Below are 13225 nucleotides of genomic sequence, written 5' to 3' on the forward strand. Positions count from 1 at the left end.
GGAGAACACAACAATGACAAAAGCAACTAAACTGACTCGCTTCACGATGGCAGGCCTGATGGTTTGCTCGATGGCCCTCACCACAATGACCACGGTTGCCGCAACTTCCCCGAATGTGACCACGGCGGCGAAGGCTAAGACAGACAATAAGCTACCGGAAACGGTCACCGTCAACGTACATAAGCTCAGCTTCCTTGATGCTGATTCAACCCCTCAGCAAAACACTGGGGCGCAGATGACTTTTGAAGGGTCAAAGCCTGTTCCGGGTGTTCAGTTTGATCTTTATAACATTCGTGGGTTAGTTGATTCCATGGTACCGGACATGATGGAAAAAGACGAATCACTGACTTTGACAGAGGCGATTAAGAAAGCAACAACGCAAATTAGTCATGAATGGTCGCAAAACAAGGGCACCTGGATTGGCGCCGGTGCTGTAAAGGGCGACAGTGTAATCACAGGCAATGATGGTGTTGCCAAGTTTAATAACGTGGTCACCAAGACGGGTGATAAGTATCAAATCTACCTGGCTGAAGAAGTTCGGAGCGAAACGCTAGGTAACAGCAACATGTTCATGAGCTTGCCGCTAGTTTTTGGGATGCCTATCACGGACGATGATGGTAAGTACTTCGAGGATATTCACCTGTATGCCAAAAATAGTGCCATCGAAAAGCAAATCACAAACACCAAGGATGAAAATTCTTCAGATGAAAAGGTCTATAACTTCGAAGTTGGTGAAGAAATTTCATACGATGCTCGGGTGAATATTCCGGGTAACATTAAAGATAAGAAAGCCAACGGGGAATACCTCTACAATAAGCTTAACATCAAGGACCAAATGACCGAAGTGGGAACGACCCTTAAAGGAATTGATAAAATCGAAGCCGATGGGGAGGACGTGACGCAGCTCTTCACTGATTTAGCACAACGAACAATCATATCAGGTGACGCAAATAGCAAGGCTGGGTTTACATACAATATTGACTTTGCAACGGCTAATCAGGATAAGCTGACTGAACTGCTGAATGCGATTGCCGGCACGCAGGTGAAGTTTACCTATACTGTTGTGATTAACGAATATGCGGTACCGACTCAAGATATCGGTAATGAATTCGGGGTAACGCTTGGTGATGAATCAATTGTGGCCAAGGCTAAGGAAGTTGAAACCGGGGGCTACAGGTTCACTAAGGTAGACTCCAATGACGACGATATTAAGCTGGCCGGTGCAACCTTTAAGGTTTCACGCCAACGCGGTGATATCACTGAGTATGCCGAGTTTGATGGTAAGGCAACCCTCAAGAATGTCGATGGGGTGTACGCAACGGATGACATTGTCTGGAATGAGACAGGGACCACCTTTGAAACGGGTAGTTCAGTAGGTAACGAGGGTAACCTGCAATTCAGCGGGCTGGAAACCGGTGCCTATCAGTTGCACGAAATCAAGGCGCCAGACGGCTACGCTAAGTCTGATACCCCGCTGGATTTCTCAATCACCCAAGGGGCAGATGGCAAGCTTGAACTGAACACCGATAATAATCTGTATGCCGAAGTTGAAAACACCCCGATCGACGGCGTTCTGCCAATCACTGGTTCCATGGGCATCGTGGCCTTCCTGATCGTGGGGACGGCAGCGATGGGCACGGCGGTGATGATCAAGAAGCGCCGCGCGTAATCAACGAAACGGAGATGAGTCTGGATGGCCAAAAAGAAACGTAAAAAAGCGACCCTCTTCACGGACCTGCTCGTGATCATCGTCTTTTTCATCGGCTTGGCCGTCTTCGCTTATCCGTTCGTGGCCCGTGCCGTCAACTTCGTGGTGGTGGAGTACCGCCTCAAGCGGGACTCCGAAACCGCGAAGAAGAACGCCGCGGCCCGCGAGAAGGCGCAAAAGGAATTCAACAAGCGCCTGGCAGAAACCGGGATGCGGCCGAACGCCGATGTCTTCCGGCAGCCGGGTAAAGGGATCCAGGACGTCAGTGCCCTGAAGAAGCACCTGATTGGCGCCGTCACGATTCCCAAGTTGAAGGTCAACGTGCCACTGTACGACACCGTCAGTGACACTCTGCTGGCCTCTGGCGCTGTGGTGCTGCCGGGGACCAGCTACCCGACCGGGGGCAAGAGCACCCACACGGTGATCTCGGCGCACAGTGGGGTCCCGAGCAAGACGCTGTTCGATGACCTGGAGGACCTGAAAAAGGGGCAGCAGTTCATCATCACGGTGAACGACAAGCACCTGGCTTACAAGGTCCACCAGATCAAGGTGATCGAGCCCGATGACACGTCCAGCCTCAAGATCGAGGCGGGGCGGGACCTGGCAACGCTGATGACCTGCACCCCGGTGGGGATCAATTCTCACCGCCTGCTGGTCACAGGTCACCGGGTGCCGTATTCTGAGGCGACCGCCAAGGAGGCCGACCGCGGCAACCGCCGCGCTTGGTGGCAGAACATTGGGATCATCGCCGCTGCGGTGGCGGCAGTCGCCCTGGTGATCACGCTCATTGTGCGCGCCGTCAAGAAGCATCGGCGGGTGCCGTAGCCAAACTTAAAACGCACCGACAAGCTTGTCAGTCAAGCGAGCCGGTGCGTTTTTCTGTGCGTTAGTGGCTAAATTTGGCCAGGTGCGCCTTTAGGTACGCCCCGGTGTGGCCAGCTGTGCTTTGTGCGACTTCTTGCGGGGTCCCGCTGGCGACGATTTGCCCGCCGAACCGCCCGCCTTCAGGTCCTAGGTCCAGCAGGTAATCGGCATTGGCCAGGACGTCAAGGTCATGCTCAATGGTCAAGACCGTGCCGCCGGCGTCGATGAGGCGCTGGAAGACCTGAAGCAGGGTGGCGACATCAAGGGGATGCAGGCCCACGGACGGCTCATCGAAGACGAACAGGGTGCCGCGCTGCGTTCGGCCCATGTGCGCGGTCAGCTTGAGGCGCTGAGCCTCGCCGCCGGACAGCGCCGGGGTGCTTTCGCCGAGGTGCAGGTAGCCCAGGCCCATGTCGTGCAGCGTCTGCAGGGTGGCGGCGATGGCCGGCTCGGCTTTGAACACCGGCAGCGCCTCGTCCACCGAAAGGTCCAGCAGGTCCGCGATCGAGCGGCCCTGCCATTTCACGTCAAGCACGGCGGGGTTGTAACGTCGTCCGTTGCACGTCGGGCAGACCTGCTGCATATCCGGCAGGTACTGGATGTCCAGGCTGATCTGGCCGGTGCCGCCGCAAGTCGGGCAGGCCCCGGCAGTGACATTGTAGGAGAAGTTGCTGGCGGTATAGCCGCGCTGCCGGCTTGCGGGCAGTCCAGCAAACAAGTCGCGCAGCCGGTCGAGGATGTTGGTGTAAGTGGCGACCGTCGAGCGGACGTTTTTGCCCACTGGGCTCGCATCGATGGCGACGACCTTGCGCAGGCCGCCGCGGTGCAGGTCTTTAACAAAAGCGGGCGCGGGGTTCGGCTTGGTGGCCGTCAGTGCCGGCACCAACGCATCGAACACCAGCGTGGATTTGCCAGCGCCCGAAAAGCCGGAAACCACGCTCAGCTGGTTGACTGGAAACTGAACGGTCAAATTGTGCAGATTGAAGCGGTTGGTGACGGTCAGCCCGTACCATTTCTTAGCAGCGGCGTGGGCCTGGGTCGCGGTCGGCCGGACGATCAAGTCGGCAGCGCCCGTCAGGTATGGTCCGATCAGGGAGCTTGGCTTTCGAGCGACGGCGGCCGGAGTGCCTTGGTTGAGCAGGCGGCCGCCAGCTGCCCCGGCACCGGGGCCGATTTCCAGCACCTGGTCGGCGGCTTCGATGATGGCCGTGTCGTGGTCCACACCCACGACCGAATTGCCTTGAGCAACCAGACTGCGCATCACGGCGATCAGGCCGGCGACATTGGCCGGGTGCAGCCCAATCGACGGTTCGTCCAGCACGTACAGGACGCCGGTGGTTTCCGTGCGCAGCGTGCGCGCCAGCTGAATGCGCTGCAGCTCACCAGTGGACAGGCTTGCGCCGGCGCGGCTGAGCTGCAAGTACGAAAGGCCGAGGTCGATCAGCGGCTTGAGCACCGTGGTCAGCTCCCGCAGAATGTCGTGTGCTAGCGGCTGCATGGCCGCCGGCAGCCAGTCATAGATAGTAGGGATGAAAGCTGTGAGCTCGCTCAGCGTCATGGCCGAGACTTCGGCGATGTTTTTACCATTGATGAGCTGGCCTAGCAGTGCCGGCCGAAAGCGCGAGCCGTGGCAGGTCGGGCACACGTCGAAGCGGTAGAAGCGATTCAGCCGCGTGATGGCACGCTCGTTGGTCGTGGTCGCCATGGAATCTTCGACCGCGTTAAAGGCGTTCTCGTACATGGCATGGTCCATGTGGAAAATTTTCCCGGTTTTGGAGGGAATATTGATGGCGTAGGCCTGCTTCTTGCCGTGCCACACCATCTCCTGCTGCGCTTGGGGCAGGTCCTTGAATGGGGTGTCGATGTCGAGGCCGATCTGCTGGGCAACGAAGATCATAAAATTGCGTCCCGGCAGCCGCCACGAGGCCACAGCCCCTTGACGGAGGGTCAGCGTTGGGTCGGGGATCAGCCGCTCGGGGGCAAGCGTCCGGGCGACCCCGGTGCCGCCGCAGGTCGGGCAGGCACCGGCGGAGTTGAAAGCGAAATCCTCGGCGCCAAACGCCTTGAACTTGACGTTGCAGGTCGGGCAGGTGATCTCCCCCATCCCCGAATCTGGCTGGTTAGGCAAGTCCATGGCCCGGGCAATGTTCAGCGTGGGCGGCACCTGATGACCGTTGGGACAGCGCGGCGAGCCCAGGCGTGAGAACGCCAGCCGCAGGACGTTCAGGGCCTCGGTGGTCGTGCCGACCGTGGAGCGGATGCCGGGCACGATGGGCCGCTGGCGCAGCGCAATGGCGCTGGGGATGTGCGCGATCGAAGCGACCTGTGCGTGGCCCACCTGGCCAAGGCGGCGCCGGGTGTACGTCGACAGTGCGGAGACATAGCGGCGCATTCCTTCGGCGTAAAGCACGCCCATCGCCAGGGAGGACTTACCCGAACCGGAGCGCCCGGTGATCGCGACCAGCTGATGAAGCGGAATATCGACGTTTAGGTGTTGCAGGTTGTGGACAGCCGCACCCCGCACCTCGATCGCGTCTGGAATCGTGGTAGACTTAGACATTAGAAAACCTTCTTTGGAAAAGAGTGAGTACATGATGATCGATACCAGTGCTTTGAATCACCGCACCATCCGTAAGTTCAGCGCCGCGCCGCAGCCGGCCGATCAGCGCGCCTTGGAGGACGTTGCCCAGGCGACTGCCTCTAGCAACTTCCTGCAGCAGTTTACCTTGATCAAGGTGGCCGACCAGGCCAAGCGGCAGCACATCGCGGCACTCACTAACTGCGCCTTTGTGGCGGGGCCGGGAATGCTGTACGTGTTCGTGCTCGATCAGCAGCGCAACCTTGAGGCGGCCAAGCTGACCGGCCAAGCGGCGGCCCGCTTCACCGGCTGGGCCGGTTTTCTCGGTGGGGTGGCCGACTGTGAGCTAGCCGCGCAGAACTTAGTTGCCGCCGCAGAGCGCAGCGGCCTAGGCGCGTGCTTTCTCGGCAGTGTGCTGAACGACCCGCGCCGGATGATCGCGCTGCTGGGTTTGCCCCGACACACGTTCCCAGTGCTGGGCCTGGTGGTGGGAGTGCCGGCGGAGCAGCCGGAGCACAAGCCCCGCCTGCCGCACGCAGCGGTGGTCGGCGAAGACACTTACCCGACCATGGCCGACTTACATGATTATGATAACACCCTTGAAGATTATTACCGGCACCGCCAGTGGAACGCGCGAGAGGAGACCTTCACCAGCAGCTTGCGGGCGTACACAAAAACCGACCCCCATCATCGTCCGGAGATCGGTCAGATTTTACGCGACCAGGGTTTTAACCTACCACAGTAATCATTCGGGTTGGCTCACGAGCACCTCGTTGGCCTGGTCAAGTAATTTGATCAACTTGGTGAACTTCTTTTTGCCCAGGCCCTCCCTGAGGGCGTTCATTGGTTTGAAGTAGTCGTCGCTCATATCGCGGACCGCCTGCTTGCCGGCCTCGGTCAGGCTTAGGGTGAAGCTGCGGTTGTCCGTTTGATCTGGCGTCTTCTCCAGCAGGGCATCATCGAGCAGTGGCCCCATCATTTTGGTGATGGCAGCCTTAGACAGGCCCATCGCTTCCGCCAGCTCCGTGGGTGTTGGGGGCGTGGGCTCAGCGGCGACCCAAAATAGCAGGTTCTGCTGGGCTACCGGTCGGCCCTCAGCCCCATCGCTGGGAGTGAGGCGGGTAAACTGATTCAGCGTTTGGTTGATTTGTAGATGGCGTAATTTCACACGACCACGTCCTTTCGCGGCGGCTTCCGGTCACTAACTTAAGCATACCGAGATGGACCCGCGAAACGCAAAGGAAAAGGAGCAGCATGACGCAAGAAGAACAGTTATTGAACTACGCCGCGGGGGTGCTGGGCCATGATGCCAGCGGCCATTCGCTGGATCATATTCGGCGGGTCGTGGCGACGACCAAGACACTGCTGGCGCAAACGCCTGCGGCCGACCCGATCGTGGCCGTGGCCGCGGCGGCGCTGCACGACACTTACGACGACAAGCTGGTGCCGGACGTGGCGGCGGCCAAGGCGAGGACGGTAGCGGCGATGACCGCGGCCGGCTTGACCGCGCGTCAGCGGCAGGCCATCCTTGCGATCATTGACCACATGAGCTTTAAGGCCAGCCTGGCAGGCAAGCAGGCACTCAGCCTTGAAGGCCAGCTGGTGCAAGACGCCGACCGGCTGGACGCCATCGGTGCGATCGGCATCGCCCGCGCCATGATGTACGGCGGCGCCCACGGCAGCAAGTTATACGACCCTGCCTTAACGCCCAGGGAGCACCTCGATGCCGCGGCGTACCGGGGTGCAGACAGCACCATCATCAATCATTTTCACGAAAAGCTGCTGAAGCTGGCGGCCCAGATGAACACCCCGGCAGCCAAGCGCATGGCGACAAACCGGCACCAGGTCATGACTGACTACCTGGCCGAATTTGCGGCCGAATGGCGCGGCGAAAAATGAGCCACTTTTTGCGCGCGTAGGGTTGCAGGGTTTTAAGAGATATAGTATATTGATTAGGCAGTTGTTTTTAGCAAACAGCCTATGCCGTTTTAGCTCAGCAGGTAGAGCGCATCCATGGTAAGGATGAGGTCACCGGTTCAAATCCGGTAAACGGCTGCGATGGTCCGACAGAGATGTCGGGCTTTTTTTGTCGAAGGTGCAGAGACTTAGCGGGCTTAGGGGGACATTTAGCCTAGTCGCCCGCTTTGCCTGCGGAGCAGGTGAAGTGGGTGACGTAGCTAAATGCTCCCCCGTTGCTAAGTCGGCGCCCGATTAGAAGGTGCAGAGGCTTGGCGTACTTAGCCCGACGATTAGCCTGGCTCTGGGCATTGCCGCCCCGCCGGCCGTTTAAGCCTGGCGCTCTGCACCCGCTACGAATCGCCTCGAAAAGTGTGCTACGATAAGAGCACCATTATTCACGCGCCAGATTGAGCGCTGAAGGAGGCCCCTTATGATCAAAACCACACTGAAGCGCCTGGGCATCGTGTTGCTTCTGTTTATTGGCTACACCTACGCCGAACTCATGGTCCTGCTGCCGACGATCCGCTCAAACGGGCGGGCCGGCAGCGTCTTCGTGGCCGGGCTGTTCATTGTGGTCTTCGGCGTGCTGTTGATCGTGCTGTGGCGCACCTATCAGTGGTTCCTCAGCAAGGAGAAGGCGGACCACTGGCACCGCCGCCTGTTGGACGGAAAGATGGCCGGGTTTACGGCGTTGATGGTCGTCCTGATGTACGCCGTCCAAATCGCCGGCGGGCTGATCCAGATGAGCGGGGCGGCTGCGCAGCCGCAAAATCAGAGCAACCTGCTCACCCTGATGCAGCAAGCACCGCTGGCCATGGCGCTGATCGCCTGTGTCGGGGGGCCGGCGGTGGAGGAGCTGCTGTTTCGGGGCCTGCTGATGCACAGCCTGCCTCACCAGGACCGACTCGGCTGGCGAATTTTCGCGGGGATCCTGTCTTCGATGGTGTTTGGCCTGGCGCACACCGGGGTCGCCGATCCGCTCAACTGGGCGATCTACTCGGCGTTAGGCGGGGTGTTTGCCCTGACCTACGCCTACACCGGGGATATTCGCTACTCGATGTTCCTGCACTTTGTGAACAACACCGTAGCCTTGATGCTGTGACCCTGACGCCTGAGTGATTAGGCGTTTTTTATTTAAGTCGCCCTGGCAAAAATCAAGCGCGACAAAAAAGCTGCCGCCTGTGCGCGCCAGCTTTTGCTTTAGTGGGAGCTTCTGGAGATGGCCGGATCCGGTTGGGCGGTGGTGTAAAGCGCTGGGGGCAGGGCCAAGATCAGCGGGCTCGGCCGGTCCAGGGCGATCAGGATCAGCGTGTGAAGTGCGCGCGACGCCAGCGTGTAAAGGATGTCGGCATCGGCTTGGCTTGGGTAGGCCGCGGCTGAGACGTCAAAGCCGACGACGGCATCGAACTCCAGCCCCTTGGCCAGGTAAATCGGCAAAATCACGCACCCGGCGTGCAGCTGGTGGTCGTTGGCCGTCAGCAACGACACGGGGACGTCGAGTTGCAGCGTGGCAAACAGTTGCGCTGCCTGCGCCGCATCGCGCGTCAGTACCGCCACGGTGGTGTTGGTTTCCAGCAGCTGGTTCAGCGTGTGGATCAGGCCGGTGCGGTAGCCGGTCTTCGGGACCGTGATCAGTTGCGGCTTGACGCCGTCGCGGGTGAACGCCTGGATGTGGTCGCTCTGCGGCAGCAGGGCCTTGGCAAAGTTGGTGATCGGCAAAGTCGAGCGGTAACTGCGGTTCAGCTGGATCAAGCGCACGGAACTGGTGCCAAACACGGCCGCGATCTCGTTGATGAAGTCACTGGGCTGGTAGTCGGCGGTAAAGACGTCCTGGCGCGCGTCGCCCAGCAGTGTGAGCTTGGCCTTTGGAAAGGCAAAATGAAGGTAGCGCAGCTGCGCCATGGAGTAATCCTGCATTTCGTCGACGAAGACGTACTGAATGGCGTGGTTTTGGCCGGAGCCGGCGATCAGATCGCGCAGGTAAAGTACTGGCGCGGCGTCGGCGAGCCGCAGGACGTGGGCCTCTAAGTCGCGTTGGTAGGCGCGGATCATTTCGGTCCACACCTTTTGCGCGACCGGCGGCTGACACTGCTTGAGGAACTGCGCGTACTCCTGGTACGGGTCGAGGAAGTAGTCGTTGTAGATGGCGTCGTACACCGGAGCGAAGGCGTCTTTGACCAGTTGGGTCGCGATGTAGCGCTGTTCTTCCTCCCCGTTTTCGAACCGCCGCTCGCCCAGAATGTCACGCGCCGCGGCCGACGAAAGGCTCCCTAGTTGGTCTTGCACCCAGTCGTCGTAAATGGCCATCTTGATGCGCGTTTTTAAGCGCCGAATCAGGGCGTTTTTGGTGTCCAGGAACTTGTTGGCCGCGGTCGCCCGCGGGGGCTGGCTGGTGAAGATCTTGGTGATGGTCTTGGCGGAGAAAAAGACCTCACCGTTCAGGGTGATATCCACAAAGTATGGCACGCGCCCCGGGGTGTTGGCGTAAGCCTTGAGTTCTGCCAGGTAGGCGGCGCGTTCCTTGAAGCGGCGGATCTTCTTGGCGGCTTCAGGGAGGCTGGCGTGATCGCGCTCGTAGCGTTCAAATAGGGTCTCGACGTGCAGCCCGGAGAAGCGCTTGCCCAAAAACTCGGCCAGGGTGGCCTGGCGCATGTTCTTCTCCCCCAAAGACGGCAGGACCTCAGAGATGTAGTTGGCAAACAGCTGATTTGGCGAGAACATGACCATCTGGTCGGCGGCTAGGCCCTTCTGGCTGTGGTAGAGCAGGTACGCGACGCGCTGAAGCACCGCTGAAGTTTTCCCGGAGCCAGCGACCCCTTGCACCACCAGCAGGTCGTGGGTGGTGTCGCGGATGATGTCGTTTTGCTCCTGCTGAATGGTGGCGACGATGTTTTTCATGTAGACGTCGCTTTGGGCGCCCAGCACGGACTGCAGGATCTCATCGCCGACGGTTTCATCGGTGTCGAACATGTTGGTGATGTGGCCGGCGACGATGGTGAACTGGCGCTTGTTGACCAGTTCCACGGTTTCCGGGCCAAACGGCGTCGCGTAGGTGACCGGGCCGAGGGTCCCGTTGTAGTAGATGGCCGCGATCGGCGCGCGCCAGTCGTAGACCAGAAATTCGTCTTGCTGATCGATGAAGGTGCCTAGGCCGATGTACAGCGTGTCGGGCTCACCGTCTTGAATGATGTCGATGCGGCCAAAGTACGGATTGTCCTGAAGCAGGTGAAGACGGCGCGCTTCTTTTTCCAGGATCTGCTCGTTTTCCACGGCGCGCGCAACCATCGTCTTCTGCTGCTGGACCGCGGCGTTGGTTTCCATCCGGTCATCGACTTCGGTGATGTTAACGCGGGTGGCATCACCGTAGGCCCGCTCGATGCGCGTCGTCTCTTTGTGGGCCCGGGCGAGCTGCTGCTGCACCGTCGCGAGCCGCTCCTTGAGCTTGGCGCGCACGAAGTCGACTCGTGCCTGTTCTTCTACTTGCGTCTCGTTCAACATGGCCGCACCTTCCTTAAAATTAGTGCAATCAGTGTAGGCTTTTTCTGGGGGGTTGTAAAGCGGACCGCGGCAGGCTTGCTTACTAAAGGTGGTAAAGTGGTATCTTTATAATACAAGGAAACAGATACGGAGGATAATATGCAGGCATTCTGGGACACGTTTTTAAACCAGCGGGCGACGCTGCTGACCAAGCTGGTCGAGCACCTTCAGCTGTCTTTGCTTGCGCTGGTGCTGGCGCTGCTCATTGCGGTGCCACTGGGCATCTGGGCGCAGAACCACGAGCGCTTTGCTGGCGTGTTGCTCCAGGTGACCGGGATCATGCAGACGATCCCCAGTCTGGCGTTGCTCGGTCTGTTGATCCCCATCGTCGGGATCGGCACCGCGCCCTCGATCATCGCTTTGGTCGTGTATGCCCTGCTGCCGATTTTTCAAAACACGTACACCGGGCTGCACGAAATCGACCCCGCATACAAGGAGGCCGAGGAGGCGTTCGGTATGAGCAAGCCCTTGCGGCTGGTCAAAGTCGAGCTGCCGTTGGCCATGCCCGTGATCCTGGGCGGGGTGCGCACGGCGGCCGTTTTGATCATTGGCACGGCCACGCTGGCGGCGCTGGTCGGCGGCGGTGGGCTTGGTGACATTATTATGCGCGGGATCAATCTCAACGATCCGATGCTGACGCTGCTTGGCGCCCTGGCGGCGGCACTGTTGGCGATCATTTTCTCGTGGTTTATTGCGATGTTTGCCAAGTGGCGCTGGCAGGTCTCAGTGGCCGTGGTGGGCGCCCTGGTGATCGGGTTTGGCGGCTACGGTGCCTACCAAGCATTGACCCCAGCAAAGGAAACAATCACGGTGGCCGGCAAGCTGGGATCAGAGCCGGAAATCCTCATCAACATGTACAAGCAGCTGATCGAACAAGCGGACCCGAACGTCCAAGTGGTCGTGAAGCCAAACTTTGGGCAGACGAGCTTCCTCTACAGTGCCCTCAAAAGCAGCAAGATCGACCTGTATCCGGAATTCACCGGGACGGTGGTGTCCAGCCTGCTGAAGCCCACGGCCAAGCAGCAGGCGGCGATCAGTCAGGGTGCGGACCCGTATCCCGTGGCGCAGACGCTGCTTCACCACCAGGGGCTGACCCTTGGCCGGCCGATGGCGTACAACAACACATACGCCGTGGTGGTCAAGAAGGACTGGGCCGAGCAAAACGGGGTCGCCAAGATCTCGGATCTCACTAAAGTGGCCCCACTCAAGGCTGGGTTTGACGTTGAGTTCAACGCGCGCGAGGACGGGTACAAGGGGCTCCAGCACAAGTACGGGCTGAATTTTGCGGTTGCGACCTTGGATGCCTCCATGCGCTACCAGGCGCTTAACCGCGGGCAGGTGCAGGTGACGGATGGCTACGCGACGGATTCGCAGATTCGCCAGTACCACCTCCTGGCCCTAAAGGATGACCGTAAGCTGTTTCCCGTGTACCAAGGCGCGCCGCTGTGGCGCACCAAGTTTGCCAAGGCGCACCCCAAACTGGTGGCAGCACTGAATCGACTGGGCGGGAAAATCTCGGCGGAGGATATGCAGGAAATGAACTATGAGGTCAACGTGGGCGGCAAGACCGCGGCGGCCGTTGCCCAGGCTTACTTGACTCAGCACGGGCTGTTAAAGGAGGAACGCTGATGGCGAAAGTATTGCGGTTTGAACACGTCGTCAAGCAGTTCGCCGAAACCACCGCCGTCAAGGATCTCAATTTGGAGATCGGCGAAGGTGAGCTCTTCGTGCTCGTCGGCGCGTCTGGCTCGGGCAAGACGACCACACTGAAAATGATCAACCGGCTGATCGAGCCGACTGACGGCAACATTTACTTCAACGGTAAGCGGCTGATCGACACCGACCTGCGAGATCTGCGCTGGCACATCGGGTATGTCCTGCAGCAGATCGCCCTGTTTCCCAACATGACCGTGGCGCAGAACATTGCCCTGATCCCGCAAATGAAGCACTGGGAGAAAGGAAAGATCTGCCAAGCCGTCGACGAGATGTTGACGGCAGTCGACCTGCCGCCGGCCCAGTACCGCGACCGGATGCCGGCGGAGCTATCAGGCGGTGAGCAGCAGCGCGTGGGGATCTGCCGAGCACTAGCGTCGCGGCCGCCGATGGTGCTGATGGACGAGCCGTTTTCCGCGCTCGATCCCATCTCTCGGACCAGCCTGCAGGATATGGTGCTACGGCTGCACCGCAAAATGAAGTTGACGATCGTTTTTGTCACCCACGACATGAACGAGGCAATGAAGCTTGGCGATCGCATCGCCGTCATGCGGCGCGGGGAGCTCCAGCAGGTGGCAACACCGGAGGAAATCGCGGCCAACCCGGCCAGTGATTTTGTCTCGGATTTCTTTGCCAGCGCCGCTCCGGTGCTGCTGGACACGCTACTGCTTGAGCTGCGGCGCTTTGGCAGCCCAAGTGTCAACGAGCCCGTCGACGCGCAGGAAGAGGCAACCTTGCGAACGGTCCTGCGGCCACTGGGAGAGGGTAAATCCGTGACAGTGGCTTGCCATGAGGGTAACTTTAAACTAGATGCAAGACAGGTACTGGCGTTTTTGGCCAGTGCGGCAAACTAACAGGGGGAGCGC

The 13225-nt window shown here is 59.5% G+C and carries 10 protein-coding genes and 1 tRNA gene; 8 read left to right on the forward strand and 3 right to left on the reverse strand.

Translation table 11 applies throughout. From position 1 onward, the window contains the following. Positions 1–13 precede the first annotated feature (13 nt). Both EKM85_RS04600 and EKM85_RS04605 read left to right on the forward strand, forming a co-directional pair. The gene (locus tag EKM85_RS04600) at positions 14–1669 is read left to right on the forward strand and encodes a SpaH/EbpB family LPXTG-anchored major pilin (protein WP_125585098.1); all 1656 of its coding nucleotides are present in this window, start codon (positions 14–16) and stop codon (positions 1667–1669) included. A 24-nt stretch (positions 1670–1693) separates the two neighbouring features. Then, positions 1694–2533 carry a class C sortase gene (locus EKM85_RS04605; protein WP_125585099.1) on the forward strand — a complete coding sequence of 280 codons (840 nt, stop codon included), beginning with the start codon at positions 1694–1696 and terminating at the stop codon, positions 2531–2533. 61 nt (positions 2534–2594) lie between these two features. Here the strand turns inward: EKM85_RS04605 and EKM85_RS04610 are convergent, their stop codons facing one another. Further along, positions 2595–5132 carry an excinuclease ABC subunit UvrA gene (locus EKM85_RS04610; protein WP_125585100.1) on the reverse strand — a complete coding sequence of 846 codons (2538 nt, stop codon included), beginning with the start codon at positions 5130–5132 and terminating at the stop codon, positions 2595–2597. 31 nt (positions 5133–5163) lie between these two features. On the opposite strand from EKM85_RS04610, the gene EKM85_RS04615 reads away from it, so the two are divergent. Further along, positions 5164–5895: a nitroreductase family protein gene (locus EKM85_RS04615; RefSeq protein ID WP_125585101.1), complete on the forward strand. Its 732-nt coding sequence runs from the start codon at positions 5164–5166 to the stop codon at positions 5893–5895. Here EKM85_RS04615 and EKM85_RS04620 read toward each other — a convergent pair whose 3' ends face one another. Then, positions 5896–6318 (reverse strand): MarR family winged helix-turn-helix transcriptional regulator, encoded by a 423-nt coding sequence (locus EKM85_RS04620; RefSeq protein ID WP_125585102.1) that lies wholly within the window; start codon positions 6316–6318, stop codon positions 5896–5898. Between the two features lie 86 nt (positions 6319–6404). On the opposite strand from EKM85_RS04620, the gene EKM85_RS04625 reads away from it, so the two are divergent. From EKM85_RS04625 to EKM85_RS04635, 3 genes are all read left to right on the forward strand, one after another. Continuing rightward, positions 6405–7049, forward strand: a complete 645-nt coding sequence (locus EKM85_RS04625) for an HD domain-containing protein (RefSeq protein ID WP_125585103.1) — start codon at positions 6405–6407, stop codon at positions 7047–7049. Between the two features lie 83 nt (positions 7050–7132). After that, a tRNA-Thr gene (locus EKM85_RS04630) sits at positions 7133–7205 on the forward strand. 334 nt (positions 7206–7539) lie between these two features. Beyond that, entirely contained in the window at positions 7540–8211 is a 672-nt protein-coding gene (locus tag EKM85_RS04635; RefSeq protein ID WP_125585104.1) for a CPBP family intramembrane glutamic endopeptidase, read from the forward strand. Positions 8212–8309: 98 nt separating this feature from the next. Here the strand turns inward: EKM85_RS04635 and helD are convergent, their stop codons facing one another. After that, positions 8310–10607, reverse strand: coding sequence for an RNA polymerase recycling motor HelD (gene helD / locus EKM85_RS04640; RefSeq protein WP_125585105.1), 2298 nt, complete (start codon positions 10605–10607; stop codon positions 8310–8312). Positions 10608–10745: 138 nt separating this feature from the next. On the opposite strand from helD, the gene EKM85_RS04645 reads away from it, so the two are divergent. Together EKM85_RS04645 and EKM85_RS04650 are read left to right on the forward strand one after the other, a co-directional pair. Next, entirely contained in the window at positions 10746–12275 is a 1530-nt protein-coding gene (locus EKM85_RS04645; protein ID WP_125585106.1) for an ABC transporter permease/substrate-binding protein, read from the forward strand. Continuing rightward, entirely contained in the window at positions 12275–13213 is a 939-nt protein-coding gene (locus tag EKM85_RS04650; protein WP_125585107.1) for an ABC transporter ATP-binding protein, read from the forward strand. Before EKM85_RS04645 ends, EKM85_RS04650 begins: the two co-directional genes overlap by 1 nt. Positions 13214–13225 lie beyond the last annotated feature (12 nt).

This window comes from Lacticaseibacillus jixianensis (assembly GCF_003946485.1).
Classification (GTDB): domain Bacteria; phylum Bacillota; class Bacilli; order Lactobacillales; family Lactobacillaceae; genus Lacticaseibacillus; species Lacticaseibacillus jixianensis.

What these genes read in the sequence shown, in the direction of transcription:
- EKM85_RS04600 (WP_125585098.1), top strand. Translation starts at nt 14, where the DNA reads ATGACAAAAGCAACTAAACTGACTCGCTTCACGATGGCAGGCCTGATG.
- EKM85_RS04605 (WP_125585099.1), top strand. Translation starts at nt 1,694, where the DNA reads ATGGCCAAAAAGAAACGTAAAAAAGCGACCCTCTTCACGGACCTGCTC.
- EKM85_RS04610 (WP_125585100.1), bottom strand. Translation starts at nt 5,132, where the DNA reads ATGTCTAAGTCTACCACGATTCCAGACGCGATCGAGGTGCGGGGTGCG.
- EKM85_RS04615 (WP_125585101.1), top strand. Translation starts at nt 5,164, where the DNA reads ATGATGATCGATACCAGTGCTTTGAATCACCGCACCATCCGTAAGTTC.
- EKM85_RS04625 (WP_125585103.1), top strand. Translation starts at nt 6,405, where the DNA reads ATGACGCAAGAAGAACAGTTATTGAACTACGCCGCGGGGGTGCTGGGC.
- EKM85_RS04635 (WP_125585104.1), top strand. Translation starts at nt 7,540, where the DNA reads ATGATCAAAACCACACTGAAGCGCCTGGGCATCGTGTTGCTTCTGTTT.
- helD (WP_125585105.1), bottom strand. Translation starts at nt 10,607, where the DNA reads ATGTTGAACGAGACGCAAGTAGAAGAACAGGCACGAGTCGACTTCGTG.
- EKM85_RS04645 (WP_125585106.1), top strand. Translation starts at nt 10,746, where the DNA reads ATGCAGGCATTCTGGGACACGTTTTTAAACCAGCGGGCGACGCTGCTG.
- EKM85_RS04650 (WP_125585107.1), top strand. Translation starts at nt 12,275, where the DNA reads ATGGCGAAAGTATTGCGGTTTGAACACGTCGTCAAGCAGTTCGCCGAA.